Origin of the sequence: Streptomyces sp. SPB074 (genome assembly GCF_000154905.1) — a bacterium.
Lineage (GTDB): Bacteria > Actinomycetota > Actinomycetes > Streptomycetales > Streptomycetaceae > Streptomyces.
The window spans coordinates 4,681,339-4,704,046 of record NZ_GG770539.1; the positions used below are offsets into that span (position 1 = coordinate 4,681,339).

General features: G+C 74.4%; 17 protein-coding genes. 8 read left to right on the forward strand and 9 right to left on the reverse strand.

Translation table 11 applies throughout. The features are described from left to right. The 3 genes from SSBG_RS19685 to SSBG_RS19695 all read right to left on the reverse strand — a co-directional run. The coding region (locus tag SSBG_RS19685) for a glycoside hydrolase family 3 protein (RefSeq protein WP_050776798.1) at positions 1-1,494 on the reverse strand (1,494 nt) is incomplete at its 3' end. A 269-nt stretch (positions 1,495-1,763) separates the two neighbouring features. Beyond that, the gene (locus tag SSBG_RS19690; RefSeq protein WP_008747831.1) at positions 1,764-2,564 is read right to left on the reverse strand and encodes a sugar phosphate isomerase/epimerase family protein; all 801 of its coding nucleotides are present in this window, start codon (positions 2,562-2,564) and stop codon (positions 1,764-1,766) included. Between the two features lie 198 nt (positions 2,565-2,762). Beyond that, positions 2,763-3,812 (reverse strand): LacI family DNA-binding transcriptional regulator, encoded by a 1,050-nt coding sequence (locus tag SSBG_RS19695; RefSeq protein ID WP_008747832.1) that lies wholly within the window; start codon positions 3,810-3,812, stop codon positions 2,763-2,765. 143 nt (positions 3,813-3,955) lie between these two features. Here SSBG_RS19695 and SSBG_RS19700 point away from each other — a divergent pair, with 143 nt between their 5' ends. The 3 genes from SSBG_RS19700 to SSBG_RS19710 are packed head-to-tail and all read left to right on the forward strand — an operon-like array spanning position 3,956 to position 7,082. Continuing rightward, positions 3,956-5,107 (forward strand): Gfo/Idh/MocA family protein, encoded by a 1,152-nt coding sequence (locus SSBG_RS19700; protein WP_008747833.1) that lies wholly within the window; start codon positions 3,956-3,958, stop codon positions 5,105-5,107. Continuing rightward, positions 5,104-6,258, forward strand: coding sequence for a dihydrodipicolinate synthase family protein (locus SSBG_RS19705; protein WP_008747834.1), 1,155 nt, complete (start codon positions 5,104-5,106; stop codon positions 6,256-6,258). The genes SSBG_RS19700 and SSBG_RS19705 overlap by 4 nt, the downstream gene beginning before the upstream one ends. Further along, positions 6,255-7,082, forward strand: coding sequence for a sugar phosphate isomerase/epimerase family protein (locus SSBG_RS19710; RefSeq protein WP_008747835.1), 828 nt, complete (start codon positions 6,255-6,257; stop codon positions 7,080-7,082). The genes SSBG_RS19705 and SSBG_RS19710 overlap by 4 nt, the downstream gene beginning before the upstream one ends. Positions 7,083-7,405: 323 nt before the next feature. Here the strand turns inward: SSBG_RS19710 and SSBG_RS19715 are convergent, their stop codons facing one another. Continuing rightward, positions 7,406-7,867, reverse strand: a complete 462-nt coding sequence (locus SSBG_RS19715; protein ID WP_037870193.1) for a hypothetical protein — start codon at positions 7,865-7,867, stop codon at positions 7,406-7,408. A 145-nt stretch (positions 7,868-8,012) separates the two neighbouring features. Between SSBG_RS19715 and SSBG_RS19720 the strand changes: the two genes are divergently transcribed. Next, the gene (locus tag SSBG_RS19720) at positions 8,013-10,295 is read left to right on the forward strand and encodes an ATP-dependent RecD-like DNA helicase (RefSeq protein WP_050776799.1); all 2,283 of its coding nucleotides are present in this window, start codon (positions 8,013-8,015) and stop codon (positions 10,293-10,295) included. A gap of 341 nt (positions 10,296-10,636) precedes the next feature. Then, positions 10,637-11,935: a citrate synthase gene (locus SSBG_RS19725; RefSeq protein ID WP_008747838.1), complete on the forward strand. Its 1,299-nt coding sequence runs from the start codon at positions 10,637-10,639 to the stop codon at positions 11,933-11,935. Positions 11,936-12,536: 601 nt separating this feature from the next. Here SSBG_RS19725 and SSBG_RS19730 read toward each other — a convergent pair. The 5 genes from SSBG_RS19730 to SSBG_RS19750 form a co-directional block, all read right to left on the reverse strand. Continuing rightward, the gene (locus SSBG_RS19730; protein WP_037870195.1) at positions 12,537-14,894 is read right to left on the reverse strand and encodes a heavy metal translocating P-type ATPase; all 2,358 of its coding nucleotides are present in this window, start codon (positions 14,892-14,894) and stop codon (positions 12,537-12,539) included. 130 nt (positions 14,895-15,024) lie between these two features. Continuing rightward, positions 15,025-15,252: a heavy-metal-associated domain-containing protein gene (locus tag SSBG_RS19735; protein ID WP_037870196.1), complete on the reverse strand. Its 228-nt coding sequence runs from the start codon at positions 15,250-15,252 to the stop codon at positions 15,025-15,027. A gap of 135 nt (positions 15,253-15,387) precedes the next feature. Beyond that, the gene (locus tag SSBG_RS19740) at positions 15,388-16,329 is read right to left on the reverse strand and encodes a PrsW family intramembrane metalloprotease (RefSeq protein ID WP_050776800.1); all 942 of its coding nucleotides are present in this window, start codon (positions 16,327-16,329) and stop codon (positions 15,388-15,390) included. Positions 16,330-16,698: 369 nt separating this feature from the next. Further along, positions 16,699-17,568 carry a helix-turn-helix domain-containing protein gene (locus tag SSBG_RS19745; RefSeq protein ID WP_008747842.1) on the reverse strand — a complete coding sequence of 290 codons (870 nt, stop codon included), beginning with the start codon at positions 17,566-17,568 and terminating at the stop codon, positions 16,699-16,701. 3 nt (positions 17,569-17,571) lie between these two features. Continuing rightward, positions 17,572-18,552 carry a sugar phosphate isomerase/epimerase family protein gene (locus SSBG_RS19750; RefSeq protein ID WP_008747843.1) on the reverse strand — a complete coding sequence of 327 codons (981 nt, stop codon included), beginning with the start codon at positions 18,550-18,552 and terminating at the stop codon, positions 17,572-17,574. A 128-nt stretch (positions 18,553-18,680) separates the two neighbouring features. Between SSBG_RS19750 and iolC the strand changes: the two genes are divergently transcribed. The 3 genes from iolC to iolD all read left to right on the forward strand — a co-directional run. Further along, positions 18,681-19,670 carry a 5-dehydro-2-deoxygluconokinase gene (iolC, locus tag SSBG_RS19755; RefSeq protein WP_050776801.1) on the forward strand — a complete coding sequence of 330 codons (990 nt, stop codon included), beginning with the start codon at positions 18,681-18,683 and terminating at the stop codon, positions 19,668-19,670. 183 nt (positions 19,671-19,853) lie between these two features. After that, positions 19,854-20,822 carry a 5-deoxy-glucuronate isomerase gene (iolB, locus tag SSBG_RS19760; RefSeq protein ID WP_008747845.1) on the forward strand — a complete coding sequence of 323 codons (969 nt, stop codon included), beginning with the start codon at positions 19,854-19,856 and terminating at the stop codon, positions 20,820-20,822. Further along, positions 20,819-22,708 (forward strand): 3D-(3,5/4)-trihydroxycyclohexane-1,2-dione acylhydrolase (decyclizing) (gene iolD / locus SSBG_RS19765; RefSeq protein ID WP_008747846.1); only part of this gene is annotated, 1,890 nt, incomplete at its 3' end. The genes iolB and iolD, both read left to right, overlap by 4 nt.

The following is a 22,708-nucleotide window of genomic DNA, read 5'->3' on the forward strand; positions in this document are numbered from 1 at the left end:
GACGCGGAAGCCCTCGGCCTCAAGGGCGCGCGCGAGGACGCGCGTGGCGGGCCCGTCGCTGCCCGAGGCCGAGGCCGGGTCCACGCCGAGGACCAGCAGCCGCCCCCCGTCGGGGCGCAGCGGCAGCGTGCCGTCGTTGACGACGAGGGTCGTGCCGCGCTCGGCGAGCCGGTCGGCGAGGGCGCGGTGCGCGGGGGTGCCGACCCGGTCCCCGACGGCTCCCTCGTCCACGTACGGCTGCGCGAACAGGCCGCGCCGCCGCTTGAGCGCGAGGACGCGCAGCACCGAGGCGTCGATCCGCTCCTCGGTCAGCTCGCCGGAGCGCAGCGCGGCGAGCACCGAGCGGTGCGCTAGGCCGAGGTCGGGCGGGTCGAGCAGGAGATCGACGCCCGCGCGGAGCGCGAGCACGGGAACGCGGTCGTCGCCGTACTTGGTCCGTACGCCCTCCATGCGCAGCGAGTCGGTCGTCACGACGCCGTCGTAGCCGAGTTCGCCGCGCAGGACGCCGGTGACGACCGGGTGCGAGAGCGTGGCCGGGTCGCCGCTCGCATCGAGCGCCGGGAAGGCGAGGTGACCCGTCATCACGACGTCCGCGCCGGCCGCGAGCGCGGCACGGAAGGGGGGCGCGTCGAGGGTGTCCCACTGCTCGCGCGAGTGCGAGATCGTCGGGAAGCCCACGTGCGAGTCGGTCGCGGTGTCGCCGTGGCCGGGGAAGTGCTTGACGGCGGCGGAGATCCCGGCGTCCTCCTGGTAGCCGCGCACCTGCGCCGCGACGAGGCGCGCGACCGCCTCCGGGTCCGCGCCGAAGGAGCGTACGCCGATGACCGGGTTCGCGGGGTTGACGTTGACGTCCGCGTCGGGTGCCCAGTCCTGCCGTACGCCGAGCGCGGCCAGTTCGCGGCCCGCGAGCGCGGCGGCCTCGCGCGCCCCCGAGGACGTACCGCCCGCGCCGAGCGCGGCGGCGCCGAGCGCCATCGCGCCGGGGAGCTGGGTCGCGGGCGGCCCGATCCGCTGGACGGCGCCGTGCTCCTGGTCGATCGAGACGAGCAGCGGTACGGGGACGCGCAGCGCGAGCCCCGCGCGCTGGACCTCGTTGGAGAGCGCGGCGACCTGCCGGGGCGAGCGGATGTTGCCCGTCCAGCCGAAGTACAGGACGCCCCCGAGGTGGTACCGGGCGATCATCGCGGCGGCCGTCGCGACCCCGATGTCCTCGCGGTTCGCCTTCGCGTCGGCGTCGGAGGGGGCGGTCGCCGAGTCCCCGTGGAAGCGCATGACGAAGAGCTGGCCGACCTTCTCCTCGGGCGTCATACGGGCGAGGAGGCGCCGGTCGGCGCGCGGGTCGGGCGGGAAGGACCGCGCGGCGGCACCCGCGTCCCCCGGCCGCGCCGCCTGCGCCGTACGGGTCCCGAGCGCCCCCGCCGCCGTCCCGAACACCCCGGCGGCGAGCACCGTCCGCCGCCGGGGCCGTCCCCCGCTCCTCGTCTCCTGCGCCATACCGCCACTCCCGTCCTCGGGACCGGCCCGGAGCGGGCGGTCCTCGGGGCGCCCGTCCGATGATCCGAAGAGCGCCGTGCTCCGTCGGGCATAGCGAGCGGCGGGGGAAGGGAGCAAGGCGCCGTGCGGGGGTGGGGCCGGTTGGAGGAGGCGACGCACCCCGAGGGGGGCTCCCGGCGGGGGCGGCCGGGCGGGCGCACGCCCCGTGCCGGTGCCCCTCCCCCCGGCGCCCCCCGGTTCCCGCGGCCCCCGGTTCCGGCGCCCCTCCCTCAGGCCGCCTCGTTCAGCAGCCTCCGCAGGTACTCCGCGCCGGGGCCGAGCAGCGGGGCGAGGTCGGCGGCGTCCGCGTACCACCGCTTCTCGTACTCCCAGCACAGCCAGCCGTCCCAGCCCTCGCGCGTCAGCACGTCCACGACCTCGCCGAGCGGCAGCACCCCGGCGCCGAGCGGCAGCGGCGTCGTGTCCTCGCGCGAGGCGATGTCCTTGACCTGCACGTACCCGAGGTACGGGGCGAGCGCGAGATACGACTCCTCGGGCTGCTCGCCGCCGAGCCACGTGTGCATGACGTCCCACAGCGCGCCCGTCGACTTGTGCCCGACCGTGCCGAGGACGCGGGTCGCCGCCGCGCCCGTGCGGTGCGAGTCGTGGGTCTCCAGGAGGATGCGTACGCCGAGCCCCGCCGCGTGCTCGGCGGCGAGCCCGAGCCGCCGCTCGGCCGTCGCGTCGGCCTCGGCCGCGCTCTGCTCGGTGCCCCCGCCGGGGAAGACGCGGACGTAACCCGCGCCGAGGTCGCGGGCGAGTTCCACCAGGGCGCGCGTCTCGGCCACGCGCGGCTCGTCCTCGCCGGGCTCGGCGACCTTCACGTACCCGGCGACGCCGGCCACCTCGATCCCCTCGGCGGCGAACGCCTCGCGCGCGGCGGCGCGTTCGGCGGCCGTGCTGCTGAGGGCGAGCGGTTCCTCGGGGTGGGCGCGCAGCTCCACCCCGTGGTAGCCGTGCGCGGCGGCGAGGCGCGCGACCTCCGGCAGGGGCAGTCCGGGGACACCGAGGGTGGAGAACGCCAGTTTCATGCTTTGTGCTCCTTCGTCGCATCTGTCGTGGCCCCGGCGGGCCGTCTGTCGCACAGCCTGACCGCAGGCGGCGCGCGTATTCCCGCTGGCGCGCCGGGACTCGGGCGCGCGGGGACTCCGGCGCGCGGGGCGCGGGCCCGCCGCCGCGAGCGGGACCCCGCGCGGGGACGTCCCCGGGGCACGCCACCGCTCCGGCCGCTACCTCGCGGGCCCCGTCGAGCCCCGTACCACCAGTTCCCCGGGCACCAGCACCTCGTCACCGCCGGGTGTCGCGTCCCGGCCCGTCGCGATCCGCCCGGCCCGGGCCCCGACCTCCTGGAGCGGCAGCCGTACGGTCGTCAGGTCCGGGAGCGCGTCCGCGCTGAACGGCAGGTCGTCGAAACCGGTGACGGACACGTCCTCGGGGACCCGCAGCCCCCGTTCGCGCAGTGCCGCGCAGGCGCCGAGCGCCACGGTGTCGTTCGCCGCGACGATCGCCGTCAGGCCCGGTACGCGCTCCAGGAGTTCGCCCACCGCGCGGTAGCCCGAGGCCCGGTCGTACGCCCCGTGCGCGGTGGCGCCCGGCAGGTCCGCCACGCCCGCCTCCGCGAGCGCGGCCCGGTGCCCTTCGAGACGGTGCCGGGTCGTCGTGCGCTCGGGCGGGCCCGCGACGCAGCCGATGCGGCGGTGCCCGAGCGCGAGGAGGTGCGCGGTCAGCTCCCGTGCCCCGGCGCGGTTGTCGAAGGTCAGCGCGGTCACGTCCGGACCGGCGTCGGGCAGCGGGGGGCGTCCCAGGAGGATGACGCGCGTCCCGGCGGCGCCGAGCCTGCGCAGCTTGGCGGCCACGGCCGCGCTGTGCGCCGGGTCCTCGACCGCGCCCCCGGTGAGCACGACGGCGGCGGCGCGCTGGCGCTGGAGCAGCGTCAGGTAGGTGAGTTCGCGCTCGGGGGCGCCGCCCGTCCCGCACACCACCGCGAGCCGTTCCCCGCCCGCGCGCCCGCCCGGGCCCCCGATCTGCGACTGCACGGCGCTCGCGATGATGCCGAAGAAGGGGTCGGCGATGTCGTTGACGAGCACGCCGACGAGGTCCGAGGTCGCGGCGGCCAGTGAGCTGGCGGGCCCGTTGAGCACGTAGTCCAGCTCGTCCACGGCCCGCAGCACGCGTTCCCTGGTGCCCTCGGCGACCGGGTAGTTGCCGTTGAGCACCCGGGAGACGGTCGCGGGGGACACCCCCGCGCGGGAAGCCACATCCGAGAGCGTCACGGTCATCTCGTCCTCCGGGACCGATCGAGCCAGCAGTGAATCCAGCAGGCGGGGGTCTTGTCGTCCCCGTTGCGCAGAGGCTAGCGTCTCCCTCCGCAGAAAGCGCTTACCAAGCGCGTTCGCCGACCGGCCGCGAGAAGGGACCCCCCGTGGAACGCAAGACGGTGCACATCGCCATGAACGGTGTGACGGGGCGGATGGGCCACCGCCAGCACCTCGTCCGCTCGATCCTCGCCCTGCGCGAGCAGGGCGGGCTCGACCTCGGCGACGGGACGGTCCTGTGGCCCGAACCCGTCCTCGTCGGCCGCCGCGAGCACGCCCTGCGCGCCCTCGCCGAGCGGCACGGCATCGCACGCTGGTCCACCGACCTCGACGCGGTGCTCGCCGACCCCGCGATCGACATCTACTTCGACGCGCAGGTCACCTCGGCACGCGAGGAGGCGCTCAAGAAGGCCATCGCGGCGGGCAAGCACATCTACACCGAGAAGCCCACGGCGACCGGGCTCGACGGCGCGCTCGACCTCGCCCGCCGCGCCGAGGCCGCCGGCATCAAGCACGGCGTCGTGCAGGACAAGCTCTTCCTGCCGGGCCTGCTCAAGCTCAAGCGCCTCATCGACGGCGGCTTCTTCGGCCGCATCCTGTCGGTGCGCGGCGAGTTCGGTTACTGGGTCTTCGAGGGCGACTGGCAGGAGGCGCAGCGCCCGAGCTGGAACTACCGCACGGAGGACGGCGGCGGCATCGTCACCGACATGTTCCCGCACTGGGAGTACGTGCTCCACGAGCTGTTCGGCCGCGTCCGCAGCGTCCAGGCGCTCACCGCGACCCACCTGCCCGAGCGCTGGGACGAGCACGGCAAGCCCTACGAGGCGACGGCCGACGACGCCGCGTACGGCATCTTCCAGCTCGAAGGCGGCGCCGTCGCGCAGATCAACTCCTCCTGGGCGGTGCGCGTCAACCGCGACGAACTCGTCGAGTTCCAGGTGGACGGGACCGAGGGCTCGGCCGTCGCCGGACTGCGCGAGTGCCGCGCCCAGCACCGCTCCGCGACGCCGAAGCCGGTGTGGAACCCGGACCTGCCCGCCACGGAGGTCTTCCGCGAGCAGTGGCAGGAGGTCCCGGACAACGGCGAGTTCGACAACGGCTTCAAGGCGCAGTGGGAGCTGTTCCTGCGCCACGTCTACGCCGACGCCCCCTACCAGTGGGACCTTCTCGCCGGCGCGCGCGGCGTCCAGCTCGCGGAGCTGGGCCTCAAGTCCTCGGCCGAGGGCCGCCGCGTCGACGTACCGGAGATCACGCTGTGACGCTCCGACTCCCCTCCCCGGACGGCTCCCTGCACCCGTACGAGCCGAGGCCCGCGCCCGCGCCGGGCGTGCGCGCGGGCGGCCCGCTCACCTCCCGTACGGTCTTCTCGGCCGCACACGTCGTCGCCGACCCGTACGCGGACGTGAGCGCCGACGATCCCGCGGCCGTCGACTGGGACGCGACGCTCGCCTTCCGCCGCCACCTGTGGCAGCAGGGCCTCGGCGTCGCCGAGGCGATGGACACGGCACAGCGCGGCATGGGCCTGGACTGGCCCAACGCGGCCGAGCTGATCCGCCGTTCGGCCGCCGAGGCGCGCGCGGTCGGCGGCCGGATCGCCGCCGGGGCGGGCACCGACCAGCTCGTCTCGGGCACGCTGGAGGAGATCCGCGCGGCGTACGAGGAGCAGCTCGCGCTCGTCGAGGACGCCGGGGCGCAGGCCATCCTCATGGCCTCCCGGGCGCTCGCGGCGGCGGCGCGCGGCCCCGAGGACTACCTGACGCTCTACGGGCACCTGCTGCGCCAGGCCCGCGAGCCGGTGATCCTGCACTGGCTCGGCCCCATGTTCGACCCGGCGCTCACCGGCTACTGGGGCTCGGCGGACCTGGACGCGGCGACGGAGACGTTCCTCCAGGTCATCGCCGCCCACCCGGACAAGGTGGACGGCATCAAGATCTCGCTGCTGGACGCGGGCCGTGAGATCGCCGTGCGCCGCCGCCTCCCGGCCGGGGTCCGCTGCTACACGGGCGACGACTTCCACTACCCGGAGCTCATCGCGGGCGACGAAGAGGGGTTCAGTCACGCCCTGCTGGGCATCTTCGACCCCCTCGCCCCGCTCGCCTCGCGCGCGGTCCGGGTCCTGGACACGGGCGACGCGAAGGGCTTCCGCGAAGTCCTGGACCCGACAGTGGAGCTGTCCCGGCACCTCTTCCGGAAGCCGACGCGCTTCTACAAGACGGGCGTCGTGTTCCTCGCCTGGCTCGCGGGCCATCAGGAGCACTTCGCGATGGTGGGGGGCCACCAGTCCTCGCGCCCCCTGCCGCACCTCGCCCGCGCCTACGAACTCGCCGACGGACTCGGCCTGTTCCCCGACCCGGAGCGTGCCGCGCGGCGGATGCGCGCGCTCCTCGACGTGTACGGAGTGCCCCGGTGACAGCGCACGCGCGGTTCAGCATCAACCAGCAGACCGTCAAGCAGCTCTCGCTCCCCGAACTGGCCGACGCCTGCGCGGAACTGGGCGTGCGCAACGTCGGCCTGTGGCGCGAGCCCGTGCGGGCGTACGGCCTGGAGGCGAGCGCCGCGCTCGTGCGGGACGCGGGCCTCACGGTCACGACGCTCTGCCGGGGCGGCTTCCTCACGGCGGACGAACCGGCCGCGCGGCGGGCCGCGCTGGACGACAACCGCCGGGCGGTGGACGAGGCGGCGGCGCTCGGGACCGGGGTCCTGGTCCTCGTCTCCGGCGGGCTCCCGGACGGCCGGGGCGAGCTGGGTGCCGCGCGGGAGAGGGTGGCCGACGCGCTCGCCGAACTCGCCCCGTACGCGGGCGAGGCGGGCGTCCGGCTCGCGATCGAGCCGCTGCACCCGATGTTCGCCTCCGACCGCTGCGTCGTCTCGACGCTCACGCAGGCGCTCGACCTCGCCGAACGCTTCCCCGCCGAACAGGTCGGCGTGTGCGTCGACACGTACCACATCTGGTGGGACGACCAGGCTCCGGCGGCGCTCGACCGCGCGGGCGCGGGGGGCCGCATCGCGACCTTCCAGCTCGCCGACTGGATCACCCCGCTCCCGGCCGGGGTCCTCAACGGCCGGGGACAGCTCGGCGACGGCGCGATCGACCTGGCGTGGTGGCGCGAGCGCGCCGACGCGAACGGGTACACGGGCCCGATCGAGGTCGAGCTCTTCAACGACGAACTGTGGGCGGGGGACGGCAGGAAGCTCCTCGCGACGACGGCGGAACGGTTCGCGCGGTACGTGTGAGAACAGGGCGCGGACGACCACGCGACACGGCCCGCGCGGCCCCGTCCGCGGACTCCGGAAGAACTTCCTCCGCCCGTACAACCCTCCACCCCCCCAGCCGGGTCATACGTGGTGTCGCCAGGGATGGGGGGGAAACCCGGGGGAAATTCCCGAGGGGGGAACCCTGCGCGACGGGGGCAAGACCGGAAGGGCCCGGCCGCTCAGGCGTCGGGCCCCTTCCGGTTCTTCCCGGGGCACGCGGCGGGTGTGCGTATCGGGTGTGCGCGGCGGGTGTGCTGGAGACGAGGCCGCCCGCGCTCCGCCTCCTCCGCCCCCGCTCCCGCTCAGCCGCTGGAGGAGGATGCCGCCACGGCGGTTCGCTGGCGGCGCTGGAGGGTGAGGACGACCAGGCCGGCGAAGACCTGGACGGGCAGGGGTACGTCCCCGAGGTCGGCGGTCACGCCGCCGCGGAATCCGCTGCTGCGGAACTCGCCCAGCACCCTTCCGTCCGCGACGAGTTGCCGCTTGCCGCGCAGGAACGACGGGCGTTTCAGCTCGTACGGGCCGCCGTCGGCGGTGATCGTCCAGGGCCCGCCGGAGCGGTGCGCCTCGGCGCGTACCGTGCTGCCCGCGAGCATCTCGAAGGAGCGCCCCCAGCTGCCGGACCGGAACGCGAAGGTCTCCCCGGCCACGTCGATCTGCCCGCCCGACTTCCAGACGCGCGAGGACCAGGTGCCGACGGCCATCCCGTCCACCCGTACCTCGTAGTCGCGTCCGAAGGCGCTCTCCGGCTTGATCTCCAGCATCGTGCGCTCCCTCGGACCGACTCCTCGCGCGGAACTGCCGTCCGCAGCCGCTAGCCTGCCCGGGAACGGCCGGTGAATGCCGACCGCCCCGCCGTCCCGCCGCCCCGCCGTGCGTCGCGCCCCCGCCCGGCGATACCGTCCCCGCATGGCCTCCAGCACCCCCGCCGACCCGGCCCGCGCCGCGGCCTTCCCGCTCGCCGTCCTCGAAGCGACCCTGGAACGCGTCACCTTCGCGAGCGAGGAGAACGGCTTCACCGTGGCTCGCGTGGACACGGGCCGCGGCGGCGGCGAACTGCTCACGGTCGTCGGGGCCTTGCTCGGGGCGCAGCCGGGGGAGGCACTGCGGATGCGGGGGCGCTGGGGCTCGCACCCGAAGCACGGCAAGCAGTTCGTGGTCGAGAACTACACGACCGTCCTGCCGGCCACCATCCAGGGCATCAGGCGCTACCTCGGCTCGGGCCTCGTCAAGGGCATCGGGCCCGTCTTCGCCGACCGGATCACCCGGCACTTCGGCACGGACACGCTCGACGTCATCGAGCGCGAGCCCAAGCGGCTCATCGAGGTGCCGGGGCTCGGCCCCAAACGCGTCGCGAAGATCACCGCCGCCTGGGAGGAACAGAAGGCGATCAAGGAGGTCATGGTCTTCCTCCAGAGCGTGGAGGTGTCCACGTCGATCGCCGTGCGCATCTACAAGAAGTACGGGGACGACTCGGTCGAGGTCGTGAAGGCGGAGCCGTACCGGCTCGCCGCCGACGTCTGGGGCATCGGCTTCCTCACGGCCGACCGCGTCGCCCGCGCGGTCGGCATCCCCGAGGACAGCCCGGAGCGCGTCAAGGCGGGCCTCCAGTACGCCCTTTCGCAGGCGACCGACCAGGGGCACTGCTACCTGCCCGAGGAACGCCTCATCAGCGACGCGGTGAAGCTGCTCGGCGTCGACACGGGGCTCGTGATCGAGTGCCTGGGGGAGCTGGCGGAGGACCCCGAGGGCGTCGTGCGCGAGCGGCTGACGGACCCGGACGGGCAGCCGGTGACCGGTGTGTACCTCGTCCCCTTCCACCGGGCCGAACTCTCCCTCGCGGGTCAGGTCCGGCGGCTGCTCGGCGCCGGGGAGGACCGGCTCGCGGGCTTCCAGGACGTGGACTGGGCGTCCGCGCTGGGGTGGCTGCGGCGGCGTACGGGCGCGGAACTCGCCCCCGAGCAGGAGGCCGCCGTGCGGCTCGCGCTGACCCGCAAGGTCGCGGTCCTCACCGGCGGGCCGGGCTGCGGGAAGTCCTTCACCGTGCGCTCGGTGGTCGAACTGGCCCGCGCGCGGCGCGCGAAGGTGGTGCTCGCCGCGCCGACGGGGCGCGCGGCGAAGCGGCTCGCCGAGCTGACGGGCGCCGAGGCTTCCACCGTGCACCGGCTGCTGGAGCTCAAGCCGGGCGGGGACGCGGCCTACGACAGGGACCGGCCGCTCGACGCGGACCTCGTCGTCGTGGACGAGGCGTCGATGCTCGACCTGCTGCTCGCGAACAAGCTGGTCAAGGCGGTCGCCCCGGGCGCGCACCTGCTGCTCGTGGGGGACGTGGACCAGCTTCCCTCGGTGGGCGCGGGGGAGGTACTGCGGGACCTGCTGAGCGAGGGCGGCCCCGTCCCCGCCGTCCGGCTGACGCGGATCTTCCGGCAGGCGCAGGAGTCGGGTGTGGTGATGAACGCGCACCGCATCAACGAGGGTCAGCAGCCGCTCACGCAGGGCCAGAAGGACTTCTTCCTCTTCGTGGAGGAGGACACGGAGGCGGCGGGGCGGCTGACGGTGGACGTCGTGGCGCGCCGCATCCCCGCGCGCTTCGGCCTCGATCCCCGTACCGACGTGCAGGTCCTCGCGCCGATGCACCGGGGCCCGGCGGGGGCGGGCACGCTCAACGCGCTGCTCCAGCAGGCGCTGACGCCGCCGGGACCGCGCACGGAGGAGAAGCGCTTCGGCGGCCGGGTCTTCCGGGTGGGCGACAAGGTCACGCAGATCCGCAACAACTACGAGAAGGGCGAGAACGGCGTCTTCAACGGCACGGTCGGCGTCGTGACGGGGCTCGACAGCGTCGAGCAGCGGCTGACGGTCCGCACGGACGAGGACGAGGAGGTCACGTACGAGTTCGACGAACTGGACGAACTGGCGCACGCGTACGCGATGACGATCCACCGCTCGCAGGGCAGCGAGTACCCGGCCGTCGTCGTCCCCCTCACGACGAGCGCGTGGACGATGCTGCAACGCAACCTGCTGTATACGGCCGTCACGCGCGCGAAACGTCTCGTGGTCCTCGTCGGCTCCCGCCGCGCCCTCGGCCAGGCGGTCCGCACGGTCTCGGCCGGCCGCCGCCACACGGGCCTCGCCGGCCGCCTGCGCGCTCCCGCCGCGACCGCCGGATATCCGGTGTCTCCCGCGCCCCGGTGAATTTTTTACGGACCAGGCCCCCGCCCGCCGCACGTACCCCCGGGACCCGCCGGGTCCTCACCCGCCGCCGTCGTCCGGGCACGTCTCGTACCCGCCGGTACCCCCGGTGTGTTCCCGGCGGATGACGTGGGGAAAAATGATCGATCAAAACGGTGGGAAACGTCACCCCGCTCTTCCGGAACCGGGGGCGAGGCGGCAGGATGGCAAGGCTGCTCGACGGCACTGAGTGCCGCCAATAGGGCCAATGGTCGGCCCCGAGTGCACTTTCCTCGTCCAAATGGGGGAAGCTAGTCACAGTCAGGGCACCTCGAAGAAGAGGCACTACGTCGGTGAGGGATGACGTGAGCGAGAAACGCGACAACGCGGTAGTACTTCGGTACGGCGACGACGAGTACACCTACCCGGTGGTCGACAGCACCGTCGGCGACAACGGCTTCGACATCGGGAAGCTGCGCGCCCAGACCGGTCTGGTGACCCTGGACAGCGGGTACGGCAACACCGCCGCGTACAAGTCCGCCGTCACCTACCTCGACGGCGAGCAGGGGATTCTCCGCTACCGCGGCTACCCCATCGAGCAGCTGGCCGAGAGCAGCAGCTTCCTGGAGGTCGCGTACCTCCTCATCAACGGTGAGCTGCCCAAGGTCGACGAGCTCTCGGTCTTCAAGAACGACGTGACGCAGCACACTCTGCTGCACGAGGACGTCAAGCGGTTCTTCGACGGCTTCCCGCGCGACGCCCACCCGATGGCCATGCTGTCCTCGGTCGTCAGCGCGCTGTCCACCTTCTACCAGGACAGCCACAACCCGTTCGACGAGGAGCAGCGGAACCTCTCCACGATCCGCCTTCTCGCCAAGCTCCCGACGATCGCCGCCTACGCGTACAAGAAGTCCGTGGGCCAGCCCTTCGTCTACCCGCGCAACGACCTCGGCTACGTCGAGAACTTCCTGCGCATGACCTTCTCGGTCCCCGCGCAGGACTACGAGCTGGACCCGGTCGTCGTCTCGGCGCTCGACAAGCTGCTCATCCTGCACGCCGACCACGAGCAGAACTGTTCGACCTCGACGGTCCGCCTCGTCGGCTCCTCGCAGGCCAACATGTTCGCCTCGATCTCGGCGGGCATCAACGCGCTGTGGGGCCCGCTGCACGGCGGCGCCAACCAGAGCGTCCTGGAGATGCTGGAAGGCATCCAGGCGGACGGCTCCGACGTCGACACCTTCATCCGCAAGGTGAAGAACAAGGAAGACGGCGTGAAGCTCATGGGCTTCGGGCACCGCGTCTACAAGAACTTCGACCCCCGGGCGAAGATCATCAAGGCGGCGGCGCACGACGTCCTCTCGGCGCTCGGCAAGAGCGACGAACTGCTCGACATCGCGCTCAAGCTCGAAGAGCACGCGCTCGCCGACGACTACTTCGTCGAGCGGAAGCTCTACCCCAACGTGGACTTCTACACCGGCCTGATCTACCGGGCGATGGGCTTCCCCACGGAGATGTTCACCGTCCTGTTCGCGCTCGGCCGGCTCCCGGGCTGGATCGCCCAGTGGACCGAGATGATCAAGGAGCCCGGAAGCCGCATCGGCCGCCCGCGCCAGATCTACACCGGCTACGTGAACCGCGACTTCGTCCCGGTCGAGGGCCGCTGACCCTCCCCCACGCACACCGAAGGGCCCCGTCCAGAGTGAAGGGGCCCTTCGGCGTCGCAGAAGCCCCGGGACCTCAGCACAAAAAGCCCGCTCAGCACAAAAACCGAGCCGGGGCGCTCAGCGCAAGAATCTAGCCCGTCCGGCGATTGAGGACACCGCGCGAAGCGCGAAAGCCCGCGCGGCCAGGCGCACCCACCTCCAGCCGCCCGCGCCAAGCGAAAGGCGCCCTGCCGTCAGTCCCCCCACGGGCCAACGGTCAGGGCGCCTTCCTGTGCCCCGGGATCGGATTCCCCCCACGGGATCCGGCCGGGCGTTCAGGTGGTGCCGCGGTCAACCGGGACGCGTACGTGCGGGAGGGCCGCTCAGACTCCCCGGCCGCACGTCGTCCCGGCCTGCGCTTTCGGGAACATCCCCCAAGACGTTCCCGGCTGCCGTCCGACGCCCCCCAAGACGTCTTCCGGCATGGTGTGAGACCTCCGAACCAGGCACATGGTTACCCATGAAAGGATGTGATCCGCATCACAACGTCCTGACCTGCGCGTCCTGAACCGCGCTGAGCCCGGACGGAGTGTCCGGGCTCAGCGTAAGGGGCTTGCGGGGGCTATGTGAAGGTCCTGAGGCGAAGACTGTTGGAGACGACGAACACTGAGGAGAACGCCATCGCCGCGCCCGCGATCATCGGGTTGAGGAGCCCGGCGGCGGCGAGCGGGATCGCCGCGACGTTGTAGCCGAACGCCCAGAAGAGATTGCCCCTGATGATCGCGAGCGTGCGCCGCGAGAGCCGGATCGCGTCACCGGCCACCCGCAGGTCGCCGCGCACGAGCGTCAGGTCCCCCGCCTCGATGGCCGCGTCCGTCCCGGTGCCCATCGCGAGCCCGAGATCGGCCGTCGCGAGCGCCGCCGCGTCGTTGACCCCGTCGCCGACCATCGCGACCGTGCGCCCGCTCTCCTGGAGCCGTCGCACCTCGGCCGCCTTGTCCTGCGGCAGGACCCCGGCGACGACCTCCTCGATACCGACCTCGCGCGCCACGGCCTCCGCGACCGCCCGGTTGTCCCCCGTGAGCAGTACGGGCCGCAGGCCCAGGCCGCACAGCTCCCGCACCGCCTGGGCGCTCGACTCCTTCACGGCGTCGGCCACAGCGAGCAGTCCCCGCACGCGCCCGTCCCACGCGACGAGCACCGCCGTCGCGCCGTCCGTCTCGGCCGCCTCCTTCGCGCGCGCCAGCTCCGCCGGCACCGGGAGCCCGCCGAGCAGCGCGCCGCGCCCGACGCGTACCTCCCGGCCCTCCACCGTGCCGCGCACGCCGAGCCCCGCCTCGTTCGCGAAGGCGGTCACGGCCGGGAGCGGCGTCCCCAGGCGCTCCTCGGCGCCCTCGGTGAGCGCGCGGGCCACCGGGTGCTCCGAGGCGTGCTCGACCGCGCCCGCGAGCCGCAGGACGTCCTTCTCGTCCGTCCCGTCGGCGGCGGCGACCGTGCGCAGCGTCATGCGGCCCGTCGTGACCGTGCCCGTCTTGTCGAGCACGACGGTGTCCACGCGCCGCGTCGACTCCAGGACCTCGGGGCCCTTGATGAGGATGCCGAGCTGAGCCCCCCGGCCCGTGCCGACCAGGAGGGCCGTCGGGGTCGCGAGGCCGAGCGCGCACGGGCAGGCGATGATCAGGACCGCCACGGCCGCCGTGAACGCGGCCGTCATGTCGTCCGTCGCGAGCAGCCAGCCGACCAGTGTCCCGAGCGCGATGACGAGCACGACGGGCACGAAGACGCCCGAGACCCGGTCCGCGAGCCGCTGGACCCGGGCCTTGCCGTTCTGCGCGTCCTCCACGAGCCGCGCCATGTGCGCGAGCCGGGTGTCCGCGCCGACGCGCGTCGCCTCGACGACGAGCCGCCCCGAGACGTTGACCGTCGCCCCGGTGACGGCGTCGCCCGGGCCGATGTCCACGGGCACCGACTCGCCCGTCAGCATCGAGGCGTCCAGCGCCGAGGTCCCCTCACTCACCGTGCCGTCCGTCGCGACCTTCTCGCCGGGCCGCACGACGAAGCGGTCCCCGACGCGCAGGGAGCCCACCGGTACCCGCACCTCGCGGCCCTCGCGCAGGACGCCCACGTCCTTCGCGCCCAGTTCGAGCAGCGCCCGCAGGGCCGCCCCCGCGCTGCGCTTGGAGCGCGCCTCCAGGTACCGCCCGAGGAGCAGGAAGCCGATGACCCCGGCGGCCACCTCCAGGTAGATCGTGGACGTGCTCTGGTCCGGGTCCACCGTCAGGTCGAAGCCGTGCCGCATGTGCGGCATCCCGGCGTCGCCGAGGAAGAGCGCCCACAGGGACCAGCCGAAGGCGGCCAGCGTGCCGATCGAGACGAGGGTGTCCATCGTCGCCGCGCCGTGCCGCAGATTCGCCCACGTCGCGCGGTGGAAGGGCCAGCCGCCCCAGACGACGACCGGCGCGGCCAGCGTCAGCGACAGCCACTGCCAGTTGTCGAACTGGAGCGGCGGGATCATCGCGAGCAGGACGACGGGCAGCGCGAGGACGGCCGAGACCAGGAGGCGCTGCCGGAGGCCGACGAGACGGGAGTCGGCGGGGGTCTCCGCCCCCGGCTCGGCCCCGGCGGCCGGCTCCGGGCCAGGTCCGGCCTCCGGCGCGGGGACGGGATCGGGGGAGGGGACCGGTTCCGCCGTGTACCCCGTCCGCACGACCGTCGCGACGAGGTCGTCCACGCCCACCCCTTCGGGGTAGCTGACCTTCGCCTTCTCGGTCGCGTAGTTGACGGAGGCCGAGACGCCCTCCATCCGGTTGAGCTTCTTCTCGATCCGGGCCGCGCAGGCGGCGCACGTCATCCCGCCGACGGCCAGCTCGACCTCGGCGAGCGCGGCGGCGTCCGCGCCGGGAGGGGTGGCGGGCCCGGGCGCGGACCCGGGGCCGGTCGCTATGCCCGCCTCCCGGGTGTCCTGGAGCGGCGTGCTCATGTCGGGGCCTCCGTCGGTCGTACGGGTACGGGGTAGGGGTATGCGGTGGCGTCACGTGCGGTAGGGGTGCCGCGCGGGGTGGGACGGGACGCCGGGCGGGGCCGCCCGCCCCGCGCCGGGTGCCGCCGGCTCAGACGGTGCCGGTCAGCTCGTAGCCCGCCTCGTCCACGGCCGCGCGGACCGCCGCCTCGTCCAGCGGGGCCGTCGAGACGACGGTGACCTCGCCGTTCGCCGCCGAGGCGCGGACCTCGGTGACCTCCGCGAGCTCGGTCAGCTCGGCGCTCACCGCGCCCTCGCAGTGGCCGCAGGACATGCCGCTGACCTTGTACGTGGTGGTGACGGCTGTGTCGGTCGCCATGGCGTTCTCCTCTTCGTGGGCCGCGCGCCCGGGGTGCGTTCCCGGGCGCGGGGGCGGCTGGGGTGCGCGGTACGGCGGGCGTACCGTGACGGGAGGGTCCTGGGGGACTCCCGGCAGGATGACCACTGTATACCCCTAGGGGGTATGATTCCAAGAGGGGTCGCGCCGCGCCATCGCCCGCCCCCAGGCGAGCGCGAGGGCCGTGATCAGGCCGAGTCCCAGGACGGTGAAGAGCGTGTAGTAGTGGCGTTGCGCGCTCGTGGCACCCACGAGGAAGTCGCGCGTCGGCTCCGAGCTCCGCACCGGCCGCCCCGTCACCCGCTCCGTGAGCCACAGCGCGATCCCGTGCGTCGAGTCCCACAGCGCGTGCAGCGCCGAGACCCCGAGATAGGCGACCGGTACGGCGAGGCTCAGCCGGTACCGCCCGTCGGGGCCCCGGTGCGCGAGCAGCACGGCGCCCGCGAGCGCCGTCCACAGGCCGTGCCCGAAGGGGGCGAGCACGGCCCGCAGGATCTCCGTCTGGAGGAGTGCGCGCAGGTCGATGCCGTCGAAGGAGAGCGCGGCGTTGAACGCGTACCCCGAGGTCTCGAACGCGGCGAAGCCGAAGCCCACGGCACCGCCGAGCACCGCGCCCGCCCGCGCCCCGTACAGCCGGTGCGAGCCGCGCACGAGCCACGCGAGCAGGAGCAGCTTCACGGCCTCCTCGATGAGACCGACCCCCGCGTACACCCGTACGGAGGGGTGCAGCAGGAAGTACTCCGCGAGCGAGGAGCCGAGCACGCCCAGCACCCCGCCCGAGACGAAACAGCTCAGCAACGGGTGCAGCCCCAGGCCCGCCCCGTGCCGCTCGTACGCCCACAGCGCGAAGGTCACGGGGATGAGGAAGCTGCCGAGCAGGATCAGGGTCGGCAGCAGCGTCGTGTTCTTCGTCAGGTACGTGACCCCGGCCGTCAGCGCCCACAGCACGGCCCCGATCCACAGCCAGTGCCGCCACAGCCCCGGCCGGATGCCCGTCTCGGGACCCTCCGCCCCCTCGGGCGCGGGACGCGGCGGGGGCGGGGCGGACGGGGTGGACACGGTGCGGGCTCCGGGCGGGGTGCGGGGGGAATGCGGCCGTTCACCTTAAAACCGCCCCGACGCCCACGAAGCGGACGCCGCGCCGCGCCGCGTGACGGGGGCCGCGCATGACGGGGCCCGGACCACCCCCCAGCGGTCCGGGCCCTGCGTGATCCTCCCCGGTCTTCCCCCGACGGGGAGCGGATCGCTCGCGGGGCACGACGCTGTCATGCCAGGCCGGGGGCGGTCTTGGAAAAACCCGCACCACGCTCCGGCCGCGACTCCGCGCCTCCCGAAGGCGCCTCCCGAAAGCGCCTCCACCGCACGGCGGCGGACCCGTCACCGCACGACGGCGGACGTCCGCCCCGTCACCTCACAGCGGCGGACCCGTCACAGCAGCAGACTCGTCACCGCTCCGCCGAGCCGGTCCCGTACGTGCTCCCCGTCCGGCCCGTACGCCGCGCCTGCCGCGCCGTTCGCCGTCAGCGCCGCTCGCGCCGCCGTGAAGGCCCCCGGGGTCCGGTCCGTCATCGCGCGGAACTCACCGCTCAGGTGGGCCTGGTCGTAGAAGCCGCACAGCGCCGCCGTCTCCGCCTGGCCCAGCCCCGAGGTCAGCAGCCGCACCGCCCGCTGGAGCCGGACGACCCGCGCCGCCGCCTTCGGCGTGAGCCCGATCTGCTCGCGGAAGCGGCTCTGCGTCTGCCGCTCGCTCCACCCCACCTCGGCCGCGAGCCGCCGTACCGGTACCCGCCCGCCGCTCCGCTCCAGGAGCCGCCAGGCGTACTCGACGCGCGGGGACCAGGCGGGGCCCGCGTCCAGCCAGGCCGGGAGCGTCCGGTCGAGCAGCGCGAACCGCGCCGGCCAGTCCGGCAGCTCCGCCAGCGCCTCGGCGAGCCGGTGCCAGCGCTCCCCGCCGGGCAGCGCGCCCGGGTCGGTGCAGCGCCGCGCCAGCGCGTGCTGTTCGACGCCGAGCAGCCGGAACGCCGTCCACGGCGCGACCAGCACCTCGACCCCCGCGCCCACACCCAGGTGCTCGCCCACGGCGGGCAGCGTCGTGAGTCCGCCGATCAGCGAGACGAGCGTCGTCGCCTCCTGCCCGGGCGCGGTGACCCGTACCGGCGCCCCGAAGCCGAGCACCAGCGTCACCGCGCCGACCGGCACCTCCAGGCGCGGGCGCGAGACGGTGAGCCGGTAGCCGTGGTAGCGCAGGACACCCGGCCGCAGACGGGGGTGCGGGAGCGCCGCCGCGCCGCCCCGCACCGCTCAGGCCCCGCAGGAGCGCAGGAAGGACCGCGTGCGCGCGGCGACGGGGAGCGGGCGCTCCGGCGGGCACGGGTACATGTCCTGTTCGACGATCGCGAAGAGGTCCACGCCGAGGCCCTGCGCGGCGGTGAGCACCGGTTCGAGCGCCGGAATCCCGGTGGGCGGTTCGCACATGACGCCGCGCGCGACGGCGGGCCCGAAGGGCAGGTCCTCCGCGCGCACCCCGGCGAGCACGGCCGGGTCGACCTGCTTGAGGTGCAGGTAGCCGACGCGGTCCCCGTACGTCTGGATGAGCGCGACGCTGTCGCCGCCGCAGTACGCGTAGTGCCCGGTGTCCAGGCACAGCGAGACGAGATCGGGATCGGTCGCGTCGAGGAACCGCGCGACGTCCGCCTCGCCCGCCACATGGGTGTCCGCGTGCGGGTGGACGACGACGCGCAGCCCGTACCGTTCCCGCACCTCGTGCGCGAGCCGTTCCGTCTGCCGCGCGAGGTCGTGCCACTGCGCCGCCGTCAGCTCGCGGTCCTCCAGGACCTCGCCCGTCTTGTCGTCGCGCCAGAACGCCGGGATCACCACGAGGTGCCCCGCCCCCGTGGCCCGCGCGAGCCCGGCGACGCGCTCGACCTGCCGCCAGGTGTCCTCCCACACGGCGGGCCCCCGGTGCAGCCCGGTGAAGACGGTGCCCGCCGAGACCTTGAGCCCGCGCCGCGCGGTCTCCTCGGCGAGCCGGCGCGGATCGGTCGGCAGGTACCCGTACGGGCCCAGCTCGATCCACTCGTACCCCGCCCGCGCCACCTCGTCCAGAAAGCGCCGCCAGGGCACCTGGAGCGGATCCTCGGGGAACCACACCCCCCAGGAATCGGGCGCGGAACCGACCCGGATGCGGGAGAGCGGGGAGACCGGGGGCCGCGCGGACGGCGCCGACGCCGAGGACGGCGCGACGGGGGGCTGCGGGACCGGGGGCTGCGGGACCTGGGACATCACTCCACGATCAGGAGGCCCGGACAGGGTGTCAACCGGCGGTGACCGGCCAGGAGAGCAGGGAAGGCCCGGTTGACACAGGTCGGACGGGCTTTCAGGCTGAGATCCCGTACCGCCCGGAGGCGCGCATGGCCGCAGGACAGCACCCGCACGAGCCCCCGCCCGAGCCCCTCGACGTCCTCACCATCGGCCGCACCGGCGTCGATCTCTACCCGCTCGAATCCGGCATGCCGCTCGCGCGCGTCGAGCGCTTCGGGAAGTTCCTCGGCGGCTCGGCGACCAACGTGGCCGTCGCGGCGGCCCGCCTCGGGCTGCGGTCGGCCGTCATCACCCGCACCGGCGCGGACCCCTTCGGCACCTTCGTACGGGACGAACTGCGCGCCCTCGGCGTCGGGACCGCGTACGTCCGCGAGGTCCCCGGGCTCCTCACCCCCGTCACCTTCTGCGAACTGCACCCGCCCGACGACTTCCCGCTCCTGTTCTACCGCCGTCCCAAGGCACCCGACCTGGAGATCCGCGAGGGCGAGCTGGACGAGGAGGCGATCCGCCGCGCGCGGGTCTTCTGGACGACGGGTACGGGGCTGTGCGCCGAGCCGAGCCGCACGGCGACCCTCGGGGCGCTCGCCGCCCGGCACGCGGCCGCGCCCGGCGCGCTCACCGTCTTCGACCTCGACTGGCGGCCGGTGTTCTGGGAGAGCCGCGCCGAGGCCCGCCCCGCCTACGCGCGGGCGCTGCGGCACGCGAGCGTCGCGGTCGGGAACCTGACGGAGTGCGAGGTCGCGACGGGCGCGAGGACACCGCGCGCGTGCGCCGACGCGCTCCTCGAAGCGGGCGTCACGCTCGCCGTCGTGAAGCAGGGCCCGGACGGCGTGCTCGCCGCGCACCGGGACGGCACCGTCGTGGAGGTCCCGCCGCTCCCCGTCGAGGTCGTCAACGGGCTCGGCGCGGGCGACGCCTTCGGCGGGGCGCTGTGCGAAGGGCTCCTCGCGGGCCGCCCCCTGGCCGAGACGATCCGCTTCGCGAACGCGGCGGGCGCGATCGTCGCGGGCCGCCTGGAGTGCTCGACGGCGATGCCCTTCCCGCACGAGGTGAGGGCGGCCCTCGCGGCGGCGGGGTGAGCGCGCGGGGGAGGGCACGGGAAGAGGGCGAGGCGTGAGGGCGCGGCCCAGGCGGGGCGTACCGGGTGACGCTTCGTGCACGGGGACACCCCGGCGCACCGCTCACCGATGCGCGCGACGGGGCGGGGGCGCAGAGTGGGAGCAGCGGGGCGGCCGACGCGGCGGTGAGAGGGAGCGAACGCGATGGATGGCAGTGACAGCCGTACGGGGGCACCCCGGCGTTCCGGCGGAGAAGCGCGCGTACCCGCGCCCCCGCCACGCCCCCTCCTGACCTCCCCCCACGTCCGCGCGGGCACGGCCGTCACTCCCCCGTTCGTCCTCGACGTCTCGCCCGCCCGCACCCCGCTCCTGCGGCACACGGCGCTCCGCGTGCTCGCGCTGCCGCCCGGCGCGCGGCACGTGCTGGTGACCGGGGCGTCCGAGTGGCTGGTCGTCCCGCTCGCGGGCGGCGGTACGGTGCGCGTGGACGGGGAGGAGTTCGCCTTGCGCGGGCGGTCCTCCGTCTTCGGCGCGGTGAGTGACTTCGCGTACCTCCCGAGGGACGCGCGCGCCGAGATCTCCTCCGGCGCGGGAGGCCGTTTCGCTTTGGCAGGAGCGACCTGCGGGCGCAGACTCCCCGCCCGCTACGGCCCCGCGCCGGAGGTCCCCGTCGAGCTGCGCGGGGCCGGACGCGCCGGACGGCAGGTCAACAACCTCGCCCAGGCCGGGGGGTTCGACTGCGACCGGCTCATGGTCGTGGAGGTCCTGACCCCGGCCGGCAACTGGTCCTCCTACCCGCCGCACAAGCACGACGAGGCCGTCCCCGGGCGCGAGAGCGCGCTGGAGGAGATCTACTACTTCGAACTCCCGGACCCGCACGGGCCCGGCGACGCCTACGGCCTCCAGCGCGTCAGCCCCTCGCGCGCGGGCGGCACCGACGTCTTCGCCGAGGTGCGTACGGGGGACGCGGTCCTCATCCCCGACGGCTGGCACGGCCCCTCGGTCGCACCCCCCGAGCGGCACCTCTACTACCTCAACGTCATGGCGGGCCCGGGCCCCGCGCGCGAGTGGCTGATCACCGACCATCCGGCGCACGAAGGCGTCCGGGACACCTGGGCCGGGCTCGCGCAGGACCCCCGCCTGCCCCTGACCTCGGCCGAGGAGCGCGCATGAGCGACGAGCAGGGACGCACACCCGCGTCCGGAGCCCCGCTCCCCCCGCAACCGCCCCAGAAGACCCGACGCCTCACCGTCGCGCAGGCCCTCCTCGTCTTCCTCAGCCGTCAGTTCACCGAACGGGACGGCGAGCGGCAGCGCTTCGTGCAGGGCCTGTGGGGGATCTTCGGGCACGGGAACGTGGCCGGGTTCGGGCAGGCCGTCGTCGAGTACGGCGCGGTGGACGGTCCCTACGCGATGCCGTTCCACCAGGGCCGCAACGAGCAGGCGATGGTGCACGCCGCGAGCGGCTTCGCGCGCCACCGCAGGCGCCTCGCGACGCACGCCGTCACGACGTCCATCGGCCCGGGCGCGACCAACCTCGTCACCGGCGCCGCGCTCGCGACCGTCAACCGGCTGCCCGTCCTCCTCCTCCCGGGCGACTACTTCGCGACGCACCCGGCCGACCCGGTGCTCCAGCAGCTCGAACACCCCGTCTCGGCCGACATCACCGTCAACGACGCGCTCAGACCCGTCTCCCGCTACTTCGCCCGCGTCCACCGCCCCGAGGCCCTGATCCCGGCAGCCCTGGAGGCGCTGCGCGTCCTCACCGACCCCGCCGAGACGGGCGCGGTGACGCTCGCGCTGCCGCAGGACGTGCAGGCGGAGGCGTACGACTGGCCCGAGGAGTTCCTCGCCGAGCGCACGTGGCACATCCGCAGGCCACCGCCGGACCCCGCCGCGCTGGACGAGGCCGTGGCCGCGATCCGCGCGGCGCGCCGCCCGCTGCTCGTCGCGGGCGGCGGCGTCCGCTACAGCGCGGCCGAGGGCGCGCTGCGCGCCCTCGCCGACGCGACCGGCATCCCCGTGGCCTCCACCCAGGCCGGCAAGGGCGCGCTGCGCCACGACCACCCCGCCGACGTCGGCGGCATCGGCCACACCGGCACCGCGACCGCCGACGAACTCGCCCGCGCCGCCGACCTCGTCCTCGGCGTCGGCACCCGCTGGAGCGACTTCACGACCGCGTCCGCGACCCTCTTCGAGGGCGGCGCGCGCACGGGCGGCGACGGCGTCCGCTTCGTCAACCTCAACATCACCTCCTTCGACGGCCACAAGCAGGGCGCCATCCCGCTCGTCGCCGACGCGCGCGCGGGACTCGAAGCGCTCACCGAACGCCTCGGCGGCTGGCGCGCGGACGAGGCGGAGATCGCGCAGTACACGCTCGACAAGGCGCTGTGGGAGGAACGCGTCGAGGGCTACACCCAGCCCGAGGACGGGGTCGCCGACCTCGTACGCCCCAACCAGGCCCACGTCGTCGGCGCGCTGCAAGCCGTCGTCGGCGACGAGGACGTCATCATCAACGCGGCCGGCTCGCTCCCCGGCGACCTGCACAAACTCTGGCGCACGCGCGGCCCGCTCCAGTACCACGTCGAGTACGGGTACTCCTGCATGGGCTACGAGATCCCCGCCGCGCTCGGCGTGTGCCTCGCCCAGCCGGGGGTGCCCGTGTGGGCGCTCGTCGGCGACGGCACGTACCTCATGCTCCCCGGCGAACTCGTCACGGCGGTGCAGGAGAACCTGCCGCTCACCCTCGTCATCCTCCAGAACCACGGCTACGCGTCGATCGGCGGCCTCTCCCGCGCGGTCGGCGCGGACGGCTTCGCGACCGCCTACCGCTACCGCGCGGCGGACGGCTCCTACACAGGCGCGCCCGCTCCCGGTGGACCTCGCCGCGAACGCCGCGAGCCTCGGGCTGCGCGTGCTGCGCGCCCGTACGGTGCGCGAGGTGCGCGAAGCGCTCGCCGAGGCGCGCGAGGCGGACCGTCCCACCTGCGTGTACGTCGAGACGGAGACGAGCGGCCGGGTGCCGGGCGCGCCCCCGGCGCAGGCGTGGTGGGACGTGCC

Coding starts and splice junctions, on each gene's coding strand:
- SSBG_RS19690 (WP_008747831.1), bottom strand. CDS start 2,564: ATGAAACTGGCGTTCTCCACCCTCGGTGTCCCCGGACTGCCCCTGCCG.
- SSBG_RS19695 (WP_008747832.1), bottom strand. CDS start 3,812: ATGACCGTGACGCTCTCGGATGTGGCTTCCCGCGCGGGGGTGTCCCCC.
- SSBG_RS19715 (WP_037870193.1), bottom strand. CDS start 7,867: ATGCTGGAGATCAAGCCGGAGAGCGCCTTCGGACGCGACTACGAGGTA.
- SSBG_RS19720 (WP_050776799.1), top strand. CDS start 8,013: ATGGCCTCCAGCACCCCCGCCGACCCGGCCCGCGCCGCGGCCTTCCCG.
- SSBG_RS19730 (WP_037870195.1), bottom strand. CDS start 14,894: ATGAGCACGCCGCTCCAGGACACCCGGGAGGCGGGCATAGCGACCGGC.
- SSBG_RS19735 (WP_037870196.1), bottom strand. CDS start 15,252: ATGGCGACCGACACAGCCGTCACCACCACGTACAAGGTCAGCGGCATG.
- SSBG_RS19750 (WP_008747843.1), bottom strand. CDS start 18,552: ATGTCCCAGGTCCCGCAGCCCCCGGTCCCGCAGCCCCCCGTCGCGCCG.
- iolC (WP_050776801.1), top strand. CDS start 18,681: ATGGCCGCAGGACAGCACCCGCACGAGCCCCCGCCCGAGCCCCTCGAC.
- iolB (WP_008747845.1), top strand. CDS start 19,854: ATGGATGGCAGTGACAGCCGTACGGGGGCACCCCGGCGTTCCGGCGGA.